A 22,138-nucleotide genomic window follows, 5' to 3' on the forward strand; every position below is an offset into this window, starting at 1 on the left:
CGCGCGCCGCTTTTGCATGCGCCTCGAAGCGCGGCGGCTCTCAGACCGCCAACGCCATCCGCTTGCGCTCCGCGCGCTGCATGAAGTAGTTGCCGGCGATCACGCCCACCGTGACGACCGCGATGAAGAGCGTGGCGAGCGCGTTCATCTCCGGGTTCAGGCCAAGGCGCACGCGCGAGAACACCACGAGCGGCAACGTGGTCGAGCCCGGGCCCGAAAGAAACGCCGAGAGCACCAGATCGTCGATCGACAGCGTGAACGACAGCAGCCAGCCCGCGGCAAGCGCCTGCGAGATGAGCGGCAGCGTGATCTGGAAGAACACTTTGAACGGCGTTGCGCCAAGGTCCAGTGCAGCCTCTTCGAGCGACGGGTTCAACTCGCGCACGCGCGACTGCACGATGATGGCGACGTACGAAATGCACAGCATGACGTGGCCGATCCAGATCGTGAACACGCCGCGCCCCGCGGGCCAGCCGATCAGTTTGCCCATTTCCACGAAGAGCAGCAGCAGCGAAATGCCCTGGATCACTTCGGGAATCACGAGCGGCGCGTTGATCATGCCCGAGAAGAGCGTGAAGCCGCGAAAGCGCCCCATGCGCGCGAGCACGAAGCCCGCCCACGTGCCGATGAACACCGAGGCGAACGCCGTCATCAACGCGATGCGCAGCGAGAGCCACGCAGCGGTGATCAACTCATCGTCGGTAACGAGTGCCTGATACCAACGCGTGGAAAAGCGCGTCCACACCGTCACGAGTTGCGACTCGTTGAACGAGTAGACGATCAGGCTCAGGATCGGAATATAGAGGAACGCGAAGCCGAGGCCGAGCGCGATGAACTGCAGAAGCCGATTCGGTTTCATTTGCCGCGGCCCTCCAGTTCCTTCGCCTGGTAGTGCTGGAACAGCGCCATCGGCACGAGCAGCAGCAGCACCATCGCGCAGGTCACCGCGGAGGCCATCGGCCAGTCGGCATTGTCGAAGAACTCGTTCCACATGACGCGGCCGATCATCAGCGTGTTCGCGCCGCCGAGCAGCTCAGGAATCACGTACTCGCCCACCGCCGGAATGAACACGAGCAGGCAGCCGGCGATGATGCCGTTCTTCGAGAGCGGCAGCGTGATCTCCACGAACGCGCGCCACGGCTTCGCGCCGAGGTCGTAGGCGGCTTCGAGCAGCGTGAGATCCATCTTCACGAGGTGCGCGTAGAGCGGCATCACGAGAAACGGCAGATACGAATACACCATGCCGATATAGACCGCCGTGTTCGTGTGATAAAGCTCGATAGGCGAATGAATGACGCCGATCGACATCAGGAAATTGTTCAGCAGTCCGTTGTTCTTCAGGATGCCGATCCATGCGTACACGCGGATCAGGAATGACGTCCAGAACGGCAGCATCACGGCCATCATGAGGATATTGCGCGAGGCCGGATTCGAGCGCGCGATGTAATACGCCATCGGATAGCCGATGATGAGGCATAGCAGCGTCGAAATCGCCGCCACCACGACCGAATTCACGTAGGTCGCGAAATACAGGCTGTCCTGGAACAGGAACGCGTAGTGCGAAAAGTCGAGCGCGATATGCCAGACGCCATCCGCGAACGACGTCAGCTCCGTGTACGGCGGAATGCCGAGCTGCTGGTCGGCGAAGCTGATCTTCACCACCAGGATGAACGGCACGAGGAAGAACAGCAGCAGCCAGATAAACGGGCCCGCCACGACGGCCGTGCGCCCGGTCAGGTTGAAGCGCTTCGCCGGCCAGTTCAGGATGTTGCGCAAAGGCGTGGCGCTCATGACGTCAGCACCACCCCAGCCGAAGCGCTCCAGCGCACGTAGACTTCGTCTTCCCACGTTGGCGAGTCGATCTCGGAGAGCGCGAGGCTCGACATGTTCGCGATCACCGTCTTGCCCGAGTCGAGCTTGACGTGATAGAGCGAGTAGCCGCCCATGTAGGCGATGTTCTTGACCACGCCCTTGCCCCAGTTGAACACGCCCTCGGGCGGCTTGCGCGTGAGCGCGATACGCTCTGGGCGCACCGAGATCGTCACGGGCATGCCGAGCGGCCCGGTGATGCCGTGGTTCACGTAGAGACGCACCGGCAGCTCGCCGCACTCGACGAACACGTGGTCAGGCTCGTCCTCGACCACATTGCCATCGAAAAGATTAGTCGAGCCAATGAACTCCGCAGAGAAGCGGCTGTTCGGGAACTCGTAGACCTGGTTCGGCGTGCCGAGCTGGACGATCTCGCCTTCGCTCATCACCGCGAGGCGCCCCGCCATCGTCATCGCTTCTTCCTGGTCGTGCGTGACCATGATGCAGGTGACACCGACCTTGTCGAGAATGTTGACGAGTTCGATTTGCGTGCGCTGGCGAATCTGCTTGTCGAGCGCCGACATCGGCTCGTCGAGCAGGAGCAGCTTGGGGCGCTTCACGAGCGAACGCGCGAGCGCCACGCGCTGCTGCTGGCCGCCCGAGAGCTGGTGCGGCTTGCGCCTGGCGAATCGCGTCATCTGCACGAGTTCGAGCGCGGTCGCCACGCGATCCTTGAGTTCGCCCTTCTTGACGCCTTCCTGGCGCAGCCCGAAGCCCACGTTCGCCTCCACCGTCATGTGCGGAAAGAGCGCGTACGACTGGAACATCATGTTGACCGGGCGGCGGTACGGCGGCATCGACGCGAGATCCTCGCCGTCGATCAGGATCTTGCCCGACGTCACGGTTTCGAGACCCGCGAGCATGCGCAGCAAGGTGGACTTGCCGCAGCCCGAGCTACCGAGCAGCGCGAACAGCTCGCCCTTCTTCACCGACAGGTTGACGCCCTTAACGGCTGCCGTCTCACCGAACTTCTTGACGACATCGACGATCTGCACGAAGTTGTCCGCGGCCGAATCTGCCGCGGTGAAGCCCGAAGGCAGCGAGCCGGCGGATGCCGGCGCGCTCGACTGGTCACTCATGATTCTCTCTGCCCTGCCTGTTTCTGCGTGAATGCTGGACGGGGTTGACGAACAAAGCCCCCGGCATCTTGCCGAGGGCTCGGGGTAAAACAGGATCGAATTTCAACCGCTGCGAGCGCGTCAGCGGCCCGACTTGAACTCGGTCCACAGACGCGTCTGCAGGCGCTGGATCTCAGGCGGCAGCGGCTTGAGCAGGAACAGCGTCTTCAGGACCTCGGGCGGCGGGTAGACGGCCGGGTCGTTGGCGATGTCCTTGTCCACGTACTTGCGCGCCTCCGCGTTCGCGCTCGGGTAGTAGACCGCATTCGTGATCGCCGCGTGGACCTGCGGCGTCTCGATGTAGTTGATCCATTCGTTCGCGGCTTCCTTGTGCTGGGCATCCTTCGGGATGGTCATCACGTCAAACCAGATCGGCGCACCGCCCTTCGGGATGTAGTACTCGATCTTGTAGGGCTTCTTCGCGTCGATGGCGCGATGCTTGGCGATCACGACGTCGCCCGACCAGCCGTACGCGAAGCAGATGTCGCCGCCCACGAGGTCGTTGATGTAGCCCGACGAGTTGAACTGCGTGATGTACGGGCGGATCTTCTTCATCATCGCGAGCGCGGCGCGATAGTCGTCCGGATTCGTCGAAAGCGGATCACGGCCGATGTAGTGCAGCGCGGCCGCGAACATCTGGTCCGGCGCGTCGAGCACGGACACGCCGCAGGCCTTCAGCTTCGAGATGTTCTCGGGCTTGAAGAGGATGTCCCAGTTGTCGAGCGGCACGTTCTTGCCGAGGATCTGTTGCGCCTTCGTGACGTTATAGGCAAGACCCGTCGTGCCGTACGCCCAGGGCACCGCATACTTGTTGCCCGGATCCGCGCCGGCGACGAGCGCCATCAGCTGCGGATCGAGATACTTGAGGTTGGGGATCTTCGACTTGTCCAGCGGCGCAAAAATGCCGGCGGCGATCTGCTTGCCCGCGTAGTTGCTGGTCGGCACGACGATGTCGTAGCCCGAGTTGCCAGCGAGCAGCTTGGCCTGGAGCGTGTCGTCGCTGTCGTAGTTGTCGTACTTGACCTGAATACCGGTCTGCTTCGTGAAGTTCGGAATCGTGTCCTTGGCGATGTAATCGGACCAGTTGTACACGTTCAGCTGCGTGTCCTTCGCCACCGACGTCATCCACGGCGCCGCGCACAGTGCGAGCGCGGCCAGTTGCGCCACAACCCCTTTCTTCATCCCGTTCTCCGATCCTGACCGGCTCCGGCCGGCTGCCTGCCTCGCTTCGTGCCGTGCTCCGTATCGCTTGTGCACGGCTCCCCTGACTTTCCCAAAACCTACCATCAAACCCGCCCGGCAAGAAATAAAACGCGGGCGTGTCGCGCAAACGGAACATGGGCCATGGAACAACGGCAAGCCACGCGCGGACGGTAAATCGCGCGCAATTTTAGCCGTTTCACGGGCCGTGTCCACAAAAAACCGCTCCGGTAGTGCATGCGCGCGACGGCCTGCTACCGGCGGGGCACGGCGCCGCCCTTCACCTTGCTATCGCCTTGCAGTGGCGTGGCCGATTCATCGCGCATCATCGCGGCTCACATGGAGGCGCGGGCGGCCGCCCCCCTCCGTATCGGTTAACATAGCGGCGTTTCGTACCGAAGCCGGCGCGCGCGACGCCCGGCCACGCCCCAAGGCTCTTCAATGGCATCTAATCTCCACGACCTCCCCGACAGCCCGTGCATCGGTGTGTGCTCGACACTCTTCGACGACGTCTGCAAAGGCTGCGGGCGCACCGCCGTGGAAGTCTCCAACTGGGTCTTTCTGAGCGACGAGGAAAAGCGCGCCGTGTGGGAGCGCATCGAGCGCGAAGGCACTGCCATGCGCTTCCAGAAAGACCGCGCCTGAACGCGGATAAAAAAACGCCGGGCAAGCCGGCGTTCGAAAAAGCGATGGTCGGACGATCGATCAGAACTTCATGCCGACGCCCAGGCCCACCACGAGCGGATCGATATGCAGCGTGCCGAGAGACGTGCCAGCCAGCGACGCGTCGGTGTGCATCCAGATCTTCTTGATATCCGCGTTCACGAAGATGCGCTTCGTCACCTGGAAGTCGATGCCGAACTGCAGCGCCGGACCCCAGCTGTGGTTGTCGATCGAAACCGACTGCCCGCCGGCGTGCAGACCGTTGTTGTAGAACAGCGTGTAGTTGATACCCGCGCCCACGTACGGCCGCACCCTGCCCGCGTTGTTGAAGTGATACTGCAGCAGCAGCGTAGGCGGCAGCACGCCCACGCCGCCGAGCGCACCGATATTCGACGTCACCTGGTTGCGCGACGTGCCGAGAATCAGCTCGACGCCGATGTTGTTGGTCGCCATGTAGGTGAAGTCGAGCTCGGGCACGATGGCGTTGTTCACGTCCGCGCCGAGCGCGCCGAGCGTACCGCTGCCGCGCGCGTCCGGCGCGATCTCGATCGCGCGCAGGCGCACCAGCCAGTCGCCAGCGTAAATGCCCGAGTCGGGAGAACCAGCCGCGCTGGCTGGCACTGCCAGGAAGACCGCGCTCATGGTGAGCGCGGCAGTTGCTGCTGCCTTTCTAATTGCTTTATACATCGTTAATCCCCGTGTCTGTAGGTCTAGCCTTGAAGGCCTACAAATTGTCAGAGACGGGGTCTGGCACCGTTTTGATACGTATCAAGCCAGTGCGAACGCTGCTCGTTGTGCGACCGCAGGTCGCGCAGCGCCGGTCAGCAGCAACTCCAGCAGGTCGCGTACACTACGGATCGCATTGCCGAACGGCAACGCTTCACGGCCGCGGAAGAACAGGCCGTTCGCAACGTCGCCACGCAATGCTGCAGCGAGGCGCGTGTCGATGCAGAAGTGGCCGAACTTCTCGATGCCGTCGCGCAGCCCGCAGGCCGAAAGACATTCGAGACCGGTTGGGCATGCAAGCTTGAGCGAGCCGATCTTGGTGCGAATGCGCGACTCGTTGCGCAAGTAACGTTCGAGCCACGGCGTTTTCACGGCGCGTGCGGGCAGGCCCGTCACGCTCACGAACTCGACGATGTCTTCAGGCTTCGCGTCGGCGAGCACGCGCTTGAAGGCGGGGTGCGCGTCGCCCTCCTCGGTCACCGCGAACGGCGTGCCGACCTGCACCCCGTTCGCGCCCGCCTCGAGCCATTTGCGCACGGCCTCGTGGCTATTCACGCCGCCCGCCACGACGAGCGGCACGTCGCGCCGCGAAATGCCGAGCGTGGCATAGACGCCTTCGAGTTCCTCGAAGATCTGCGTGAAGGCGAAGCGCTCGTTGCCCATGTCGGCGATGTCGGTCACGCCGAGATGGCCGCCCGCGTAAGCAGGATGCTCGATCACGATGGCGTCGGGCAGGCGGCCCTTCTTCATCCACTTCTTGAGCACGAGCGCGACGCCGCGCGCGTCGGAGAGGATCGGCACGAGCGCGATATCCACGCCCGCCGTGAGGTCGGGCAGATCGAGCGGCAAGCCCGCGCCCATGACGATGGCGTCGGCGCCGTGCTCACAGGCCGTGCGCACGTAGTCGGCATGGGCGTTCACCGCCTTCATGACGTTCACGGCGATCATGCCGTTGCCGCCTGCAAGCTTGCGTGCCGCTGCGATTTCGCGGCCGAGCGCGATCAGGTTCGCGCGAGCGAGCGTTTCGTGCTGCGGGTCCGCGCGGCACATGTCCATGAGATCGCTGTGATGATGGCGCAGGTCGATGCTCGCGATCGTGCCGAGCGCGCCTTCACGGGCGACACTGCCAGCAAGCCGGTGTGCCGAAATGCCGACACCCATGCCGCCCTGCACGACGGGCAGGAGTTGACGACCGCGAATCTGGAGCGGAGCGAAGGAGTGTCCAGGAAACATGTTGTGCTCTGTCGATGACAAAGCGCTTATGGTCGCGCGTACCCCACATATGACATTGACGCACATCAAACAAAAACGCGGACTTCTGTAAAGAAATCCGCGTTTATGACTTGCATCAACACGTCGCATTAAAAGATTTGCGATAGCGCGCGACGAGATGCCTCATCAGGCCTTCGGCACCTTGAACTGCATCGACTTGTATTCCAGGTACTCCTCGAGGCCGTATGCGCCGTTTTCGCGGCCGTGTCCCGACTGCTTGAAGCCGCCGAAGGGCGCGGCCATGTTCCAGGCGCCGCCGTTGATGTCGATCTGGCCCGTACGGATGCGGCGCGCCACGCGCATCGCGCGCTCGTCGCTGCCCGCCCAGACTGCGCCGCCGAGGCCGTAGAGCGAGTCGTTGGCGATCGCCACGGCGTCGTCTTCGTCCTTCGCCGTGAGGATCGTCAGCACCGGGCCGAAGATCTCTTCCTGCGCGATGGCCGCGTCGCGCGGTACGCGGCCGAACACGGTCGGCTTCACGAAGAAGCCCTGCGTCACGCCTTCCGGCATGCCGGGGCCGCCCGTCACGAGCTCGGCGCCGTCGGCCATGCCGCGCTCGATGTAGTGAAGCACGCGCTCCTGCTGCACTTTCGAGGCGAGCGGGCCGAGCTTCGCTTTCTCGTCACGCGGATCGCCCACCCTGAACGCCTCGGCGGCCTGCTTCGCGAGGTCGCGCGCTTCTTCGTAACGCGACTCCGGCACGATCATGCGCGTGTGGGCCGAGCAGGTCTGCCCCGAGTTGAGGAAGCACGCGCCCACCGTGCCTTTCACGGCGGCCGCGAAGTCGGCGTCGTCGAGCACGACGGCGGCCGACTTCCCGCCCAGTTCCAGCGCGACGCGCTTGACCGTGGCCGACGCGACTTCCGACACGCGTTTGCCCGCACGCGTCGAGCCAGTGAACGACACCATGTCGACGTCCGGATGGCGCGCCAGCACCTCGCCCACCACCGGACCGTAGCCCGTCACGAGGTTGAACACGCCCGCGGGCAGGCCGGCTTCGTGAATGGCCTCGGCGAGCACGAATGCGTTCAGCGGCGCGACCTCGGAGGGCTTGAGCACGACGGTGCAGCCGGCGGCAAGCGCGGCGGCGACCTTGAGCGTGATCTGGTTGAGCGGATAGTTCCACGGCGTGATGGCCGCGACGACGCCCACCGGTTCGCGCACGACAAGCGAGTTGCCCACGCGCTCCTCGTACTGGAACTCGCTTGCGAGCTGCGCGTAAGCGCCCCAGTTGTAGACCGGGCCGCCCACCTGGATCGCTCGCGCGAGCTTGAGCGGCATGCCGACTTCGCCTGCGATCAGCTGCGCGAGTTCATCGGTGCGGGCTTTGAGGTTGTCGGCGATTTTCTGCAGATACGCCCCGCGCTCGGCGGCGGGCGTCGCGGCCCAGCCGTCGAAGGCGGCGCGCGCGGCGGCGACGGCCGCCTCGGCGTCGGCTTCGATGCCCTCGGGGATGCGGCCCATCACCGCCTCGGTGCCCGAGTCGATCACGTCGATCGTGCCCTTGCCGTGCGGGGCGACCCATTGGCCGTTGATGTAGAACTGCGCGTAGTCGTTCATGGGTGTTCCTCCTGTCTGTCGATGACAGTTTGCGCCTCGGCGCTTACTGCCATCCCATACCAAGCTCCGTGTTCGTTCGCGATTTCATCGCGGCACTCGCCGCGGCGACAGTGCATTCTAGCGTGGTTGACGCATACGTAAAGCGGGCGTGCAGTAGGCTAAGGCACGCGGGCCAAAAACAAAACGGGCGACGCTCACGCGCCGCCCGTTTTCATTTCGCGCTTCGATCAGCGATCGAAACTCATTGCAGTCCCTGGCTGGCCAGGAAGTCTTCGTAGTTGCCGCTGTAGTCCTTGACCGTGCCATCGGGTTTCACCTCGATGATGCGGTTGGCGAGGCCGTTCACGAACTCGCGGTCGTGCGACACGAAAATGAGCGTGCCTTCGAACTTTTCGAGCGCGATTTGCAGCGACTCGATCGACTCCATGTCCATGTGGTTCGTGGGCTCGTCCATGAGCAGCACGTTGTGGCGGCCGAGCATCAGCTTGCCCCAGATCATGCGGCCCTTCTCGCCGCCCGACAATACCTTCACCGACTTCCTGATGTCGTCCGCATTGAAGAGCAGACGGCCCAGCGTGCCGCGCACCGACTGCTCGTCGTCGCCTTCCTGGCGGTACTGATCGATCCAGTCCATCAGCGTGACGTCGGCCGGGAACTCTTCGTACGTGTCCTGCGGCATGTAGCCCACGTTCGCGTTCTCCGCCCACTTCACCGAGCCGTTATCGACGGCCAGGTTGCCGAGCAGCGAGCGCAGCAGCGTGGTCTTGCCCGCGCCGTTCTCGCCGATGATCGCGATACGCTCGCCCGGCTGCACGCTGATGCTGAGCTTGTTGAAGATGCGGCGCTCGTAGGTCTTCGTGATCTCTTCCGCGACCACGACGATGTTGTGCAGCTTCTTCTCGAACTCGAAGCGGATGAACGGATTCTGGCGCGACGAGGGCTTGAATTCCTCGATCTTGATCTTGTCGATCATCTTCAGACGGCTGGTGGCCTGGCGCGCCTTCGACTTGTTCGCCGAGAAGCGGCGCACGAAGTCCTGCAGATCGGCCACGCGCTCCTTCGCCTTGGCGTTGGCGTTGGCCTGACGCTCGCGCGCCTGCGCCGAAGCGAGCATGTAGTCGTCGTAGTTGCCCGGGTATATCTTGAGCGTGCCGTAATCCATGTCCGCCATGTGCGTGCAGACCTGGTTCAGGAAGTGTCGATCGTGGGAGATGATGATCATCGTCGAGTTGTACTCGTTGAGCACATCTTCCAGCCAGCGGATCGAGTTGATGTCGAGGTTGTTGGTCGGTTCGTCGAGCAGCAGCACATCGGGCTTCGAGAACAGCGCCTGCGCGAGCAGCACGCGCAGCTTCCAGCCCGGCGCCACGCCGCTCATCGGCCCATTGTGGAAGTCCGTGCCGATGCCGATGCCCAGCAGCAGTTCGCCCGCGCGCGCTTCGGCCGTGTAGCCGTCGTACTCGGCGAACTTCGCTTCGAGTTCGGCGGCATGCATGTAGTCGTCGTCGGTGGCTTCGGGGTTCGCGTAGATCGCGTCGCGCTCGGTCATCGCGGCCCACATTTCGGTATGGCCCATCATGACGACGTCGAGCACGCGCACGTCTTCGTACGCGAACTGGTCCTGGCGCAGCTTGCCCAGACGCACGTTCGGCTCGAGCATGACGTTGCCCGAACTCTGCTCGAGATCCCCACCGAGGATCTTCATGAACGTGGATTTGCCGCAACCGTTCGCGCCGATCAGGCCATAGCGGTTGCCTTCGCCGAATTTGACCGAGATGTTCTCGAACAAGGGCTTCGGCCCGAATTGCATGGTGATGTTGGCGGTAGAGAGCACAGCGCGTCCCGGTAAGTAGATCGACGAAAAACCTGTAATTTTAGCAGGTTATGCCACTTCGCGCGCGAGTTCCAGCCGCGCGGACAGCTCTGCTGCGCGCAGCATGACACGGCAAGAAGTGAGCAATGTGAAGGCCGCCATGCACGCCGGTTACAACGGGGCCGCATCGCCTGCGAGACCTTCGCGTGGCCGATCCGCTCAAGCTTCGCCGGTGCGCGGCGTCTGCAGGACGTCGATGAAACCCGAAAAATCGGCCTGCGCGAGGCCCATGGCTGCCCCCAGACGCAGCAATTGCTGGACCGTGCCCGAGACGGGCATGGGCGTACCGGTCTGGGCGGCCGCTGCGGCGATCGTGTCCACGTCTTTCTGAAACGTCTTGAGCGCGCCGATGGATTCGAGCCCGTCTTGCGTCATGCGCGGCACGAACGTGCGCAGCAACGTCGAATCGGCCCAGCCGCCCGCGAGCGCTTCGGGCAGCTGGGCCGCGTCGATGCCGCTGCGCCGCGCGAGGCTCACCGCTTCGGCAATCGCGGCGACGGTGGCCGTGACGATGGCCTGGTTGCACAGCTTGGTGGTCTGGCCCGCGCCCACGCCACCCATATGGGTCACGCGCGCCGCGTAGGCGCCGAGGATCGGCGCAACGGCTTCCACGTCCGCCGCTATGCCGCCCGCCATGATCGCCAGTGTGCCGTTCTGCGCGCCCGCCACGCCGCCCGAAACCGGCGCGTCGATCCAGCCCACGCCGAATGCCGCCGCGCGCTCTGCGAGCCTGCGCGTCGCGTCGGGAGGAATGCTCGAATGATCGACGATGCGGCGCACGCGCACGCTCGCGCCGGGCGCACCGGCCAGGAGCCCGTGCTCGCCGAACACCACCTGCTCGACCGCCGCCGCATCGGCGACGCACAGCAACACCACGTCCGCCTCGCGCGCCAGCTCGCCGGGCGTCGCGGCCACCTGCGCGCCATCGGCGATCAGCGCCTCGGCCTTCGCCGGCGAGCGGTTCCACACGCGCACTGCGTGCCCGGTGCGCAGCAAATGACCGATCATCGGCGCGCCCATCAGCCCCGGTCCGCAAAACCCCAATACCTGACCGCCCATCTTGTTCGTCTCCTGTCGATCGCCGTTGCGCTTTCACGCCTGCAAAACGGGCACGTCGAATGCCCGTTTTCGCGAGAGGCGCCATGATAACCGGCGCCGGGCTTCTCTCATCTTTGCCCTTGCGCCCCGGTCCGTTACCTATACTCGATTGACGCGCCGACGCCGCGCGACCCACGAGGAGACACTGTTATGAACGACCACGTCTACAAGCAGATCGAACTTACCGGCTCGTCCAAGGAGTCCAGCGACGACGCCATTCGTTGCGCCATCGCGCGGGCATCGAAGACGCTGCGCCACCTGCACTGGTTCGAGGTCGTGGAAACGCGCGGCCTGATCGAAAACGATCAGGTCTCGCACTGGCAGGTCACGATCAAGGTCGGTATACGCATCGACGACTGACGCGACGCTGCGTTGCGTTGGTGGCGAGAAAGTCAAACGGCTGCGCGCGCCTCGCAGGCTACACGCAGCCGTTTCATGTGCGGACGTCGAAATCGTACGAAGAATGCATTCGCACCCGCGCCGCGTAAGGCGGCGCGAGCGCCCGACTCATGCTTACTTCGGCAGCGAGCCGTCCACGCCTTCGACGTACCAGTTCAGGCGTTGCAGTTCCGGGTCGGTCAGCGTCTTGCCGGCCGGGATCTTGACTGCGCCCGTCTGATCCTTGATCGGGCCCGAGAAGACGTCCCACTTGCCGCTCGCGATCTGTTCGCGCTTCGCGGCGACGGCCTTTTGCGCGTCGGCCGAAAGCTCAGACGTGTTGACGTCGCCGAGATCGACGGCCTTTTGCGGAATGCCCCACCACACGGGGTCATTCTTCCACTTGCCATCGAGCACCTGCTGGATCGCCGCGACGTAGCACACGCCCCAGTTCGCCTCGACCGAGCCCAGGTGCGCGTGCGGGCCGAACTTCTTCATGTTCGAATCCCAGCCGAACGCGTGGACTTTCTTCTCTTCGGCGGTGGCAAGCGTGGCGCTCGAATCGGTGTTTTGCAGCAGCACGTCGGCGCCCTGGCCGATCAGCGTTTCGGCGGCCTGCTTCTCCTTGCCCGGATCGAACCAGCTGTTGATCCAGATGACCTTGGTGTGCACCTTCGGATTCACCGAGCGCGCGCCGAGCGTGTACGCGTTAATGTTGCGCACGACCTCGGGAATCGGCACGGAGGCGACGAAACCGAGTGTGTTGGTCTTCGTCGCGTAACCCGCCGCGACGCCCGCGAGATAGGCGCCCTGATACATGCGCACGTCATAGGTGCCGAAGTTCGGCGCCTTCTTGTAGCCCGTTGCGTGCAGGAACACGGTGTCCGGGAAATCCTTTGCCACCTTGAGCTGGAAGTCCTGATAACCGAAGCTCGTGCCGAAGATGATCTTGTTGCCCTTGTTCGCGAGATCGCGGAACACGCGCTCCGAATCCGCCGATTCCGGCACGTTTTCCACGCGCGTGATCTTGATCTTGTTGCCGAACTTCTGCTCGGCGACTTTCGAGCCCTGATCGTGCGCGAAGGTCCAGCCGGCATCGCCCGGATTGCCGAGGTAGACGAACGCGACGCCCGGCGCATCGGCGGCGTGGGCCGCAGGCGCGAGGGCCGCCGTGCCGCACGTGGCGGCAACGGCGAAAGCGGTCAGGATGGTTTTTTTCATCGTGGTTCTCCTGTCGTGGATTGGGAACGGCGAGCGTTCAAGGCGTGTTGGTTAGCATTCCGGATAATTGGACCCACGTGGGCGGCCCCCGCCTAGGCGGCCCACCTAGGCGGCCCCAAAGAACGGCTTGCCGAGCGAAGCCGGCGCGTTCAGGCGGATCGTGTTCGGGTTGCGCGAAATGAGCACGAGCACGACGATCGTCGCGACATACGGCAACATGGCCAGGAACTGCGTGGGCACCGGCACGCCCACCGCCTGCGCGTAGAACTGCGCGCCCGTGACCGCGCCAAAGAGCAGCGCGCCGATCAATAGGCGGCCCGGGCGCCACGTCGCGAACACGACCAGGGCGAGCGCGATCCAGCCACGCCCCGCCGTGATCTGCTCCTGCCACAAATGCAGTTGCACCACCGAGTAGTAGCTGCCCGCGAGGCCTGCCATTGCGCCGCCGAAGGCCGTTGCGCCATAGCGCACGCCGATCACGGGAAAGCCCACCGAATGCGCGACCTGCGGCGACTCGCCCACCGAGCGCAGCACGAGCCCGGCGCGCGTGCGATAGAGGAACCAGCCGACCACGGCGAACATGATGAACGCGAGGTAGTCGACAGGCGTGAGGCTAAAGAACGCCTGCCCGACCACGGGCAGTTGCGAGAGCCCCGGAATCGGCCAGGCGGCGATGGTCGCCGACGTGGCGGCCGAGGTATACGGCTTGCCGACATACGCCGAGAGCCCGACGCCGAAGATCGTGAGCGAGAGGCCCGTTGCGACCTGGTTGGCCAGCATCGTGAGCACGAGAAAGCCGAACAGCAAGGCCATGACGATTCCTGCGGCCATGCCCGCAACGAGGCCGACCCAGGGACTGCCAGTTATGGTCGTGACCGCGTAGCCCGTGACGGCGCCCATCAGCATCATGCCTTCGACGCCGAGGTTGAGCACGCCCGACTTCTCCGTGACGAGTTCGCCCACGCCCGCGAACAGCAGCGGAATGGCGGCGGTGACGGCGCTCGAGGCGAGCGAGCTGGCTTGCTGGATATCCATGTCGTGTGGCCCGTTTGATTGTTCTGGATTGCGCTGGTCAGTTCGCAACCGCGACCGGATGACGGCGGCGCACGCGATAGTTTACGAAGAGGTCCGCGCCGAGCAGGCAGAACAGCAGCAGCCCCTGGAACACGCCGGAAAGCGCCTGCGGCAATTGCAGCGATGTCTGCACGGCTTCGCCGCCCAGGTAGAGCAGCGCCATCAAGAGGCTTGCGAGCACGATGCCGACCGGGTGCAGACGCCCCACAAACACGACGATGATCGCCGTGAAGCCGTAGCCCGGCGACCACGTCGCCTGCAGCTGGCCGATGGGGCCGGCAATCTCGCCCATGCCCGCCAGGCCCGCGAGGCCGCCGGACAGCAGCAGCGAGGTCCAGATCGTCTTTTTCTCCGAAAAACCCGCATAGCGCGCCGCGAGCGGCGCGAGCCCGCCCACGCTCATGCGATAGCCTGCGAAGCTGCGGCGCATGAAGAGCCACACGAGCGGAATGGCCGCGAGCGTCAGGAAGATCGATGCGTTCACGCGCGTGCCGCGCAGCCAGTGGATGCGCCAGTCGCCGCCGAAGGTCGGAAAGAGCGCGTCGCCGCTGAACATTTCGGAGAGCGGAAAGTTCATGCCTTGCGGGTCGCGCCACGGACCGCTTACGAGCCAGATCAGCAGTTGCGTGGCGACGTAGGTGAGCATCAGGCTCGTGAGGATCTCGTTGGTGTTGAAGCGGCTCTTGAGCCACGCGGGAATCGCCGCCCACGCCATGCCGCCCAGCACGCCCGCGAACATCATCAGGAAGAGGATCCACCAGCCCGTGGCTTGATCGAAATGGATCGCCACGCCGCTCGCCGCGATGCCACCCAGCACCATCTGCCCTTCCGCGCCGATGTTCCACACGTTGGCGCGATATCCCGCCGCGAGACCGAGCGCGATCAGGCATAGCGGCGAAGCCTTGAGCAAGAGCTCGGACCAGCCGTTGATGCTCGAAAGCGGTTCGATGAAGAACGCGTGCATCGCCTGCAAGGGATCGCGGCCCACGAGGCCGAAGATCAGGAAGCCGATGGCGAGCGTGAGCAGCGCCGCAATCAGCGGCACGGCGATGCGCACCGTGCGCGACGGCGTCGTGCGGGCTTCGAGTCGGTACGGGAAGATCATGGTCGTGAAGTCGTTGGTCTGTCTCGGGTGGTTGATGTGCGTTCGCGCGCCGTTGCCTGTCGTTATGTGTAGCTTTTCATGCGTTCGCTACGGTCTGCGCGGGCGGCTCGCCGTTGGGCCGGCCGCCGCCGTCTCCACGATCCGAGCGCTCGCCAAAGAGCCCCGCCATCCAGCGGCCGATTTCCTCGGCGTTCGTCTCGCCGGTCAAACGCGCGGGTGACAGGCGTCCGCCCGCGAGCACGGCAATGCGGTCGCAGATGTCGAACAGCTCCTCCAGTTCCTCCGAGATCACGAGTATCGCGACGCCGCGCGCCGAAAGATCGAGCAACTCCTGGCGAATGAATGCAGCCGCGCCTACGTCCACGCCCCAGGTGGGCTGCGCGACCACGAGCACCTTCGGCGCCTGGAGAATCTCGCGCCCCACGATGTACTTCTGCAGATTGCCGCCCGAGAGGCTTTGCGCGAGCGCGTCCGGACCGCCGCAGCGCACATCGAACGCGCCGATGCAGCGCTCGGCGAACGCGCGCATCGCGCCGGTCCTGAGCCAGCCCGAGCGCACCATGCCTTCGCGGTGTGCCGTGAGCAAGGCGTTTTCGGCAAGCGACATGGCCGGGACGGCGCCGCGCCCCAGCCGCTCCTCCGGCACGAACGCGAAGCCGAGCTTGCGGCGCGCCCCGGCCGCAAGGCGTCCCGCGGGCTTGCCGCAAATCCTGACGGCATCGGCGCTCACTCCATGACGGGCCGCTTGCGCCTCGCCCGAGAGCGCGGCGAGCAATTCCGCCTGGCCGTTGCCCGAGACACCGGCAATACCGAGTATCTCCCCCGCATGCACGCTGAACGAAACATCGTTGAGCGAGGTGCCGAACGGGTCGTCGCTCGGCATCGACAGATGCTTCGCTTCGAGCAGCACGTCGCCGGGCGCGTGCGCGCGCCGCGTGTAGTCGGGCAGGTCGCGCCCAACCATCAGCCGCGCGAGCGACGCATGCGTTTCTTCGCGCGGAATGACGTGGCCCGTGACCTTGCCGCCACGCAGCACGGTGGCCGTATCGCAAAGCGCCTGGATTTCGTCGAGCTTGTGGCTGATATAGAGAATGCTGCAGCCTTCGGAAGCCAGTCGCCGCAGCGTGCCGAACAGCTTGCGCACCGCTTGCGGCGTGAGCACCGAGGTCGGTTCGTCCATGATCAACAGACGCGGATTCTGCAGCAGGCAGCGCACGATCTCCACGCGCTGACGCTCGCCCACCGTGAGGCTATGCACGTGGCGCTGCGGATCCACATCGAGGCCGTATTGCGCCGACACCTCGCGAATCCGCTTGCCGAGCGTTTTCAGGTCGAACGGTTCGTCGAGCGAGAGCGCGATGTTCTCGCCAACGGTCAGCGTTTCGAACAACGAAAAATGCTGGAACACCATGCCGATGCCGAGCTTGCGCGCCGCAGCCGGACTCGCGATTTCAACCGTGTGGCCTTCCCAGCGGATCTCGCCCGCGTCCGGGCGCACCGCGCCGTAGACGATCTTCATGAGCGTGCTCTTGCCCGCGCCGTTCTCGCCGAGCAAGGCGTGAATTTCGCCAGGCGCGACCGAGAGCGTGACATCGTCGTTCGCGCGCACCGCCGGGTACTGCTTCGTGATGCCGGCAAGCGCGAGGCGCGGCACACCGCTGCCGCTTTGCGCAAGTTTTGCCTGACGTGAAGAAGAATCACCCATGGAGGTTCCGCCGATGTACGTTATTGCTGTCCGTTAACCGTTTGACGCTGGCCGCCGCGCGCCGCCGTGCGGGGGTGACGATACCTGTTAGCCCTGCGAAGGTCGAGCCGCCAAAAATCGCTGTTGCCTCGCTGCACGGGCGAAGCGGCGCGAGCCTCGGGGTAAGCCTCGCTTGACGCCACTTTTTGTCCATATTAAAAACGATATACTCCCAAGCCTCATCGATCAGCCAGAACATATAATTCGGAGAATTCATGAGTCAGCAACGCGAGGCGATCGACACGTACCTCTTGCGCGTCTTGCACACGCTTCTGATGGAGCGCAGCGTGACACGCGCGGCCGTCAAGCTCAATCAGTCCCAGCCCGCAATCAGCGCGGCGCTTCGGCGCCTGCGCGACATCACCGGCGACCCGCTCCTCGTGCGCGGCAAGTCCGGCATGGTGCCGACCGAGTACGGCCTGCGCCTGCTCGAACCCGTCCAGAACGCGCTGCGCGAAATCGAGCGCATCCGCTTCCAGCAGCACAATTTCGATCCGGCCACCTCCATCCGCTGCTATCGGATTGGCTGTCCTGACTATCTGAACGTCCTGTTCGTACCGACCGTGGTCGAGCGCTTTCGCCAGGCCGCGCCCAACGCCACGCTCGAATTTCACTCGCTCGGGCCTGCGTTCGACTACGAGCTCGCGCTCGAGGAAGGCAAGCTCGATATCGTCATCGGCAACTGGCCCGAGCCGCCCGAACAGCTGCATCTATCGAACCTGTTCGTCGACCAGATCGTCTGCCTGATGAACAACGCGCACCCGTTCGCCAAGCGCGGCGGGCTCACGCTCGACCAGTATCTGAACGCGCCGCATCTCGCGCCCACGCCCTACTCCGTGGGCCAGCGCGGCGCCATCGACGTACATCTCGCGCGCGAGCGCCTCAAGCGCCACGTGGTCGTCACGCTGCCCTACTTCAATCTCGCGCCCTACGTGCTCGTGAAGTCGGACCTGGTCTTCACGACCACGCGCCTTTTCGCCGACCACTATGCGCGATTCCTGCCGCTCACGGTCGTGCCCGCGCCGCTCGACTTCCCGCCGATGCAGTACTACCAGTTGTGGCACGAACGCTGTCATTACTCGGACGAAGTACGCTGGTTGCGCAGCCTCATCGCCGAAGCGACGAAGACGCTGATCGACAAGCCTTGAGTTGCACGGCCGCACGTTGCGGCGGCCGCTTGACCTGATCAACACACCTGAGCGTTGCGCGCTTGACTGCCTCAGCGCGCCATCTGCACGAGCTGTGCCGCGAGCCGGTTATGCCGCTCGATGACCGGCCCAAGCTCCACCGTCTGCAACACGCCCTCCTTCACGACCACGCGCCCGCCGATCACGCTCAGCGCGACCTGTGAGGGTGCGCAGAAAACGAGCGCGGCGACCGGGTCGTGCAGCGCGCCCGCGAAAAGCGGCTGGCGCAGGTCGAAGGCCACGAAGTCGGCCGCCATGCCGGGTGCGAGCGCGCCAATGTCGTCGCGGCCCAGCACCTGGGCGCCGCCGAGCGTCGCGATTTCGAGGGCCTCGCGCGCCGTCATGGCGTCCGGGCCGAAGCCCACGCGCGCGAGCAGCATGGCCTGGCGCGCCTCGGCCACCATCTGCGCGCCGTCGTTCGACGCCGAGCCATCCACGCCGAGGCCGACCGGCACGCCAGCGAGCCGCATCTTTTTCACGGGCGCGATGCCCGAGGCGAGCCGCATGTTCGAGCACGGGCAATGCGCGACGCCGGTGCCGGTACGGCCGAACAAATCGATGCCCTGGTCGTCGAGCTGTACGCAGTGCGCATGCCACACGTCGCGGCCCACCCACCCGAGGTCCTCTGCGTATTCGGCGGGCGTCATGCCGAACTTTTCGCGGCTGTAAGCAATGTCGTTGACGTTCTCGGCGAGATGCGTGTGCATCGACACGCCGTAATGCCGCGCGAGCACCGCCGATTCGCGCATCAGGTCGCGGCTCACCGAGAACGGCGAGCATGGCGCCACGACGATGCGCAGCATCGCGTACCGGCCCTCGTCGTGATACGTCTCGATAAGGCGCTGCGTGTCGGCGAGAATCGCGTCCTCGCGCTCGACCACGGCATCGGGCGGCAAGCCGCCGTGCTTCTGGCCGACGCTCATGCTGCCGCGGCTCGCGTGAAAGCGCATGCCGATGCGTTGCGCCGCGCGGATGCTGTCGTCGAGGCGGCTGCCGTTCGGATAGATGTACAGATGATCGCTGGACGTCGTGCAGCCCGAGAGCAGCAGCTCCGCCATCGCGGTGAGCGTGGAGACCTCGATCATCTCGGGCGTGAGGTTCGCCCATACCTTGTAGAGACTCGTGAGCCAGCCGAACAGTTCGGCGTCCTGCGCGGCCGGCACGGCGCGCGTGAGGCTCTGATACATGTGGTGGTGAGTGTTGACGAGCCCCGGCGTCACGAGGTGGCCGCTGGCGTCGATCACCTCGTCGGCCGTGGCGGGCAATTCCACCGTCGGGCCGACCGCGACGATGCGGTTGCCGTCGACGTAGAGGCCGCCGCCGCGAATCTCCCGCCGCGCACCGTCCATCGTCACCAGCATGTCGGCGTTTTTTACCAGCAACGTCTTGCTGGGCTTTTTCGGGTCTTGCGGGTTTTGCCGCTGTGCGAGTGTGGGTTCCATCGTCCTTGTTCGCTCCGTTGTCGTGCCGCCGCGAGCCCTGGCTATTCCTTCGGACTCGCGCACGGCGTGTGAACCAGACGCCCTCGCCTCACCCGCCGACCTCGCCGGTCGCCCAGGCGCCCGGTGCCGACGCGTCCCGACGAGGACGCCGCTGGCCCGGTTACCCGGCGTCCACCGCCGTCTTCGGGACGCGCAGCACGCGCTGCGCATGGCCTCTACGATCCGCAACCAAAATTGTCGTGGCAATTCGCGCCACTGCGATACCCACATTTACACCACGCATATAAAGGTCGATTTTTGGCGTCGCTACGATACAAACAAGGGTCGCCTGAATCCAGGGCGCAATGAGCGACAGGCACCCAGGGCTCACCCTCATGCGCGTAGCTTTATCTTTCCTATCGCTCGCGCGCGCCGGGTGCGATCGTTCTTAAAATGCGTTCACGGCGCTCGCTTCGATCCGCCGACGGGTATGTAGCCACTGACGTGGAGCCTCGATCCGCCGCAATGCGTCATGCATGGGATCGGGGGCTGCCGCTGAAACCTCGCAATCGCACCAGGCACTCACAAGGAAAACTGCGAATGGGCAAGCTGACTACCCACGTGCTCGACACCGCGAACGGCCGTCCCGGCGCGGGCATCAAGGTCGAGCTCTTTGCGCTCTCGGGCGACGCGCGGCGCGCGCTCAAGACCGTGACCACCAATGACGACGGCCGCTGCGACGCGCCGCTGCTCGAGGGCGTTGCACTCGCCAAGGGCGAATACGAACTCGTGTTCCATGCCGGCGACTATTTCGCCGCTCTCGGCACGAAGGTGCCCGAGCCGCGCTTCGTCGACCGCGTGGTGTTGCGCTTCGGCATCGCCGACGCCGGTTCGCACTACCACGTGCCGCTACTCGTTTCGCCGTGGTCGTACAGCACCTATCGGGGCAGCTGAGCGGGCCCTGGGCGGCCACCGCAATACATACTCATAGGGCATTCCGCGCGATCTTCTAGCCCGGGTCATCAAGCCCAAGGACATACGAACAACAACGGCAGCGCAGCAGCGCAAGGGTCGTCCAGCGGCCCCGACGCTACGCGGCGCGCTCATACCCCGCAGTTAGCGCGTGCGTTCAGGCGCGCGCGCAATGCATCAGGACTGGAGACGTTTCATGGAAGGCTTTATTACCGATTGGCTGAACCTCGCGCTGCGCTGGTTCCACGTCATCGCGGCGATCGCCTGGATTGGCGAGTCGTTCTATTTCGTCGCGCTCGACAACAGCCTCAAACCGCCCACGGACCCGAACCAGCGCCGCCGCGGCGTGTTCGGCGAGCTGTGGCACGTGCACGGCGGCGGCTTCTACAACATGCAGAAGTACACCGTGGCGCCGCCTGAAATGCCCGACGACCTCCACTGGTCGAAGTGGCCGTCGTACACCACATGGCTCTCGGGCGCGTCGCTCTTCACGGTGCTCTACCTCATGGCGCCGAACACGTATCTCATCGACAAGAACGTGCTCGACATGGGCCCGGTCGTCGCGATCTTCTCGGCGCTCGGTTTCCTCGCCGCGGGCTGGATCGTCTATGACTCGCTGTGCCGCGTGCTCGGCACGAAGGACAAGCTGCTGGGCGTGTGCGTAGGCATCTATGTCGTGATCGCGGCCTACCTCGCGTGCCACATTTTCTCGGGCCGTGCTGCGTACCTCATCATGGGTGCGATGCTCGCGACGATCATGTCGGCCAACGTGTTCTTCGTCATCATCCCGGGCCAGCGCAAGATGGTCGCCGCGATGCTCAAGGGCGAAGTGCCGAATCCGATCTACGGCAAGCGCGGCAAGCAGCGCTCGGTGCACAACACCTATTTCACGCTGCCCGTGGTGTTCGCGATGCTGTCGAACCACTACGCGATGACCTACGCCCACGCCTACAACTGGGCCGTGCTCGTGGTGATCATGCTGGCCGGCGCGCTGATTCGCCAGTTCTTCGTGATGCGTCATCGTGGTCAGCAGCTCTGGTATCTGCCGATCGGCGGCGTGGCACTGATGTTCGTCGCGCTAGTTTGGACGCTGCCGCGTCCGGTCGTGCCGCAGGCCGAAGCCGCGAACGCGCCGTCGCTGAGGGTTTCCGATATCCAGCCGATCCTGCAGCAACGCTGCGCATCCTGTCACTCGGCCCATCCGACGCTGATGGGTGCCGCACCCGCAGGCGTGATGTTCGATACGCCCGATGAGATTTCGCAGAACGCACAACGCCTGTATCAGCAGGCTGTGACGCTCAAGGCGATGCCGCTAGGCAACGTCACGCACATGACCGACGACGAGCGGCAGAAGATCGCGATGTGGTTCCAGGGCGGCGCGAAGCAATGACGGTAGCTGGCAGCGCGATTGGTTTGCATCGCGCTACGTGAGTTGCGACGGGAAGGACCCGAAGTGCGATGCGCTTCGGGTCCTTTCTCTTTTGGTACGGTTTCTTTGCTGAAGAGCTTGCGCGTTGGGCGGCGATGCGCAGGTGCGCATCACCCAGTCAGGCGCCCACCGAACGTACGGAACGCGTATGACGCGAGCCTCGCCAACTGGCCCGATCGAGGCATTGAAGCATCGAGCGGCGCACACAGCCATGCATGACTCGCCACG

The 22,138-nt window shown here is 64.6% G+C and carries 19 protein-coding genes; 5 read left to right on the plus strand and 14 right to left on the minus strand.

What is annotated here, in order from left to right; all coding sequences use genetic code 11:
- Positions 1-40: 40 nt before the first annotated feature.
- The 4 genes from M3I56_RS04345 to M3I56_RS04360 form a co-directional block, all read right to left on the minus strand.
- Entirely contained in the window at positions 41-859 is an 819-nt protein-coding gene (locus M3I56_RS04345; protein WP_254352714.1) for an ABC transporter permease subunit, read from the minus strand.
- Complete coding sequence (locus tag M3I56_RS04350; protein WP_254352715.1) at positions 856-1,791, minus strand: ABC transporter permease subunit; 936 nt, start codon at positions 1,789-1,791, stop codon at positions 856-858. The genes M3I56_RS04345 and M3I56_RS04350 overlap by 4 nt, the downstream gene beginning before the upstream one ends.
- Positions 1,788-2,948 (minus strand): polyamine ABC transporter ATP-binding protein, encoded by a 1,161-nt coding sequence (locus M3I56_RS04355; protein ID WP_302056661.1) that lies wholly within the window; start codon positions 2,946-2,948, stop codon positions 1,788-1,790. Before M3I56_RS04355 ends, M3I56_RS04350 begins: the two co-directional genes overlap by 4 nt.
- Before the next feature lie 120 nt (positions 2,949-3,068).
- Entirely contained in the window at positions 3,069-4,169 is a 1,101-nt protein-coding gene (locus M3I56_RS04360) for a polyamine ABC transporter substrate-binding protein (protein ID WP_254352716.1), read from the minus strand.
- A gap of 459 nt (positions 4,170-4,628) precedes the next feature.
- On the opposite strand from M3I56_RS04360, the gene M3I56_RS04365 reads away from it, so the two are divergent.
- Entirely contained in the window at positions 4,629-4,832 is a 204-nt protein-coding gene (locus M3I56_RS04365) for a DUF1289 domain-containing protein (RefSeq protein WP_028204006.1), read from the plus strand.
- A 60-nt stretch (positions 4,833-4,892) separates the two neighbouring features.
- Here the strand turns inward: M3I56_RS04365 and M3I56_RS04370 are convergent, their stop codons facing one another.
- The 5 genes from M3I56_RS04370 to M3I56_RS04390 form a co-directional block, all read right to left on the minus strand.
- A complete protein-coding gene (locus M3I56_RS04370; protein ID WP_254352717.1) occupies positions 4,893-5,492 on the minus strand; it encodes an OmpW family protein in 600 nt (199 codons plus the stop codon).
- Positions 5,493-5,618: 126 nt separating this feature from the next.
- Positions 5,619-6,809 (minus strand): nitronate monooxygenase family protein, encoded by a 1,191-nt coding sequence (locus M3I56_RS04375; protein WP_254352718.1) that lies wholly within the window; start codon positions 6,807-6,809, stop codon positions 5,619-5,621.
- 165 nt (positions 6,810-6,974) lie between these two features.
- A complete protein-coding gene (locus M3I56_RS04380; protein WP_254352719.1) occupies positions 6,975-8,408 on the minus strand; it encodes an aldehyde dehydrogenase family protein in 1,434 nt (477 codons plus the stop codon).
- Between the two features lie 241 nt (positions 8,409-8,649).
- Positions 8,650-10,242, minus strand: a complete 1,593-nt coding sequence (locus tag M3I56_RS04385) for an ABC-F family ATPase (protein WP_254352720.1) — start codon at positions 10,240-10,242, stop codon at positions 8,650-8,652.
- A 198-nt stretch (positions 10,243-10,440) separates the two neighbouring features.
- Positions 10,441-11,340, minus strand: coding sequence for an NAD(P)-dependent oxidoreductase (locus M3I56_RS04390; protein WP_254352721.1), 900 nt, complete (start codon positions 11,338-11,340; stop codon positions 10,441-10,443).
- A gap of 189 nt (positions 11,341-11,529) precedes the next feature.
- On the opposite strand from M3I56_RS04390, the gene M3I56_RS04395 reads away from it, so the two are divergent.
- Positions 11,530-11,739: a dodecin gene (locus tag M3I56_RS04395; protein ID WP_254352722.1), complete on the plus strand. Its 210-nt coding sequence runs from the start codon at positions 11,530-11,532 to the stop codon at positions 11,737-11,739.
- A 153-nt stretch (positions 11,740-11,892) separates the two neighbouring features.
- Here the strand turns inward: M3I56_RS04395 and M3I56_RS04400 are convergent, their stop codons facing one another.
- The 4 genes from M3I56_RS04400 to M3I56_RS04415 form a co-directional block, all read right to left on the minus strand.
- Positions 11,893-12,978 (minus strand): BMP family ABC transporter substrate-binding protein, encoded by a 1,086-nt coding sequence (locus tag M3I56_RS04400; protein ID WP_254352723.1) that lies wholly within the window; start codon positions 12,976-12,978, stop codon positions 11,893-11,895.
- Between the two features lie 105 nt (positions 12,979-13,083).
- On the minus strand, positions 13,084-14,013 hold the full coding sequence (locus M3I56_RS04405) for an ABC transporter permease (RefSeq protein ID WP_254352724.1): 930 nt from the start codon (positions 14,011-14,013) through the stop codon (positions 13,084-13,086).
- A gap of 37 nt (positions 14,014-14,050) precedes the next feature.
- A complete protein-coding gene (locus M3I56_RS04410) occupies positions 14,051-15,157 on the minus strand; it encodes an ABC transporter permease (RefSeq protein ID WP_254352725.1) in 1,107 nt (368 codons plus the stop codon).
- 76 nt (positions 15,158-15,233) lie between these two features.
- On the minus strand, positions 15,234-16,862 hold the full coding sequence (locus tag M3I56_RS04415; RefSeq protein ID WP_254352726.1) for an ABC transporter ATP-binding protein: 1,629 nt from the start codon (positions 16,860-16,862) through the stop codon (positions 15,234-15,236).
- 254 nt (positions 16,863-17,116) lie between these two features.
- Here M3I56_RS04415 and M3I56_RS04420 point away from each other — a divergent pair, with 254 nt between their 5' ends.
- On the plus strand, positions 17,117-18,049 hold the full coding sequence (locus M3I56_RS04420) for a LysR substrate-binding domain-containing protein (RefSeq protein WP_254352727.1): 933 nt from the start codon (positions 17,117-17,119) through the stop codon (positions 18,047-18,049).
- Between the two features lie 71 nt (positions 18,050-18,120).
- On the opposite strand, the gene M3I56_RS04425 is transcribed toward M3I56_RS04420, so the two are convergent.
- On the minus strand, positions 18,121-19,530 hold the full coding sequence (locus M3I56_RS04425; protein WP_254352728.1) for an 8-oxoguanine deaminase: 1,410 nt from the start codon (positions 19,528-19,530) through the stop codon (positions 18,121-18,123).
- Between the two features lie 579 nt (positions 19,531-20,109).
- On the opposite strand from M3I56_RS04425, the gene uraH reads away from it, so the two are divergent.
- The gene (gene uraH / locus M3I56_RS04430; RefSeq protein WP_028204021.1) at positions 20,110-20,463 is read left to right on the plus strand and encodes a hydroxyisourate hydrolase; all 354 of its coding nucleotides are present in this window, start codon (positions 20,110-20,112) and stop codon (positions 20,461-20,463) included.
- A gap of 214 nt (positions 20,464-20,677) precedes the next feature.
- Positions 20,678-21,871, plus strand: coding sequence for a urate hydroxylase PuuD (locus M3I56_RS04435; protein WP_254352729.1), 1,194 nt, complete (start codon positions 20,678-20,680; stop codon positions 21,869-21,871).
- The last annotated feature ends 267 nt before the right edge of the window (positions 21,872-22,138 follow it).

It is taken from the genome of Paraburkholderia sp. CNPSo 3281 (assembly GCF_024206515.1).
Lineage (GTDB): Bacteria > Pseudomonadota > Gammaproteobacteria > Burkholderiales > Burkholderiaceae > Paraburkholderia > Paraburkholderia nodosa.

Bases quoted from the DNA above. Each gene is read 5' to 3' on its own strand.
- uraH (WP_028204021.1), top strand. From the start codon at position 20,110: ATGGGCAAGCTGACTACCCACGTGCTCGACACCGCGAACGGCCGTCCC.
- M3I56_RS04370 (WP_254352717.1), bottom strand. From the start codon at position 5,492: ATGAGCGCGGTCTTCCTGGCAGTGCCAGCCAGCGCGGCTGGTTCTCCC.
- M3I56_RS04395 (WP_254352722.1), top strand. From the start codon at position 11,530: ATGAACGACCACGTCTACAAGCAGATCGAACTTACCGGCTCGTCCAAG.
- M3I56_RS04410 (WP_254352725.1), bottom strand. From the start codon at position 15,157: ATGATCTTCCCGTACCGACTCGAAGCCCGCACGACGCCGTCGCGCACG.
- M3I56_RS04375 (WP_254352718.1), bottom strand. From the start codon at position 6,809: ATGTTTCCTGGACACTCCTTCGCTCCGCTCCAGATTCGCGGTCGTCAA.
- M3I56_RS04360 (WP_254352716.1), bottom strand. From the start codon at position 4,169: ATGAAGAAAGGGGTTGTGGCGCAACTGGCCGCGCTCGCACTGTGCGCG.
- M3I56_RS04345 (WP_254352714.1), bottom strand. From the start codon at position 859: ATGAAACCGAATCGGCTTCTGCAGTTCATCGCGCTCGGCCTCGGCTTC.
- M3I56_RS04390 (WP_254352721.1), bottom strand. From the start codon at position 11,340: ATGGGCGGTCAGGTATTGGGGTTTTGCGGACCGGGGCTGATGGGCGCG.
- M3I56_RS04405 (WP_254352724.1), bottom strand. From the start codon at position 14,013: ATGGATATCCAGCAAGCCAGCTCGCTCGCCTCGAGCGCCGTCACCGCC.
- M3I56_RS04355 (WP_302056661.1), bottom strand. From the start codon at position 2,948: ATGAGTGACCAGTCGAGCGCGCCGGCATCCGCCGGCTCGCTGCCTTCG.
- M3I56_RS04415 (WP_254352726.1), bottom strand. From the start codon at position 16,862: ATGGGTGATTCTTCTTCACGTCAGGCAAAACTTGCGCAAAGCGGCAGC.
- M3I56_RS04380 (WP_254352719.1), bottom strand. From the start codon at position 8,408: ATGAACGACTACGCGCAGTTCTACATCAACGGCCAATGGGTCGCCCCG.
- M3I56_RS04365 (WP_028204006.1), top strand. From the start codon at position 4,629: ATGGCATCTAATCTCCACGACCTCCCCGACAGCCCGTGCATCGGTGTG.
- M3I56_RS04350 (WP_254352715.1), bottom strand. From the start codon at position 1,791: ATGAGCGCCACGCCTTTGCGCAACATCCTGAACTGGCCGGCGAAGCGC.
- M3I56_RS04425 (WP_254352728.1), bottom strand. From the start codon at position 19,530: ATGGAACCCACACTCGCACAGCGGCAAAACCCGCAAGACCCGAAAAAG.
- M3I56_RS04420 (WP_254352727.1), top strand. From the start codon at position 17,117: ATGAGTCAGCAACGCGAGGCGATCGACACGTACCTCTTGCGCGTCTTG.
- M3I56_RS04400 (WP_254352723.1), bottom strand. From the start codon at position 12,978: ATGAAAAAAACCATCCTGACCGCTTTCGCCGTTGCCGCCACGTGCGGC.
- M3I56_RS04435 (WP_254352729.1), top strand. From the start codon at position 20,678: ATGGAAGGCTTTATTACCGATTGGCTGAACCTCGCGCTGCGCTGGTTC.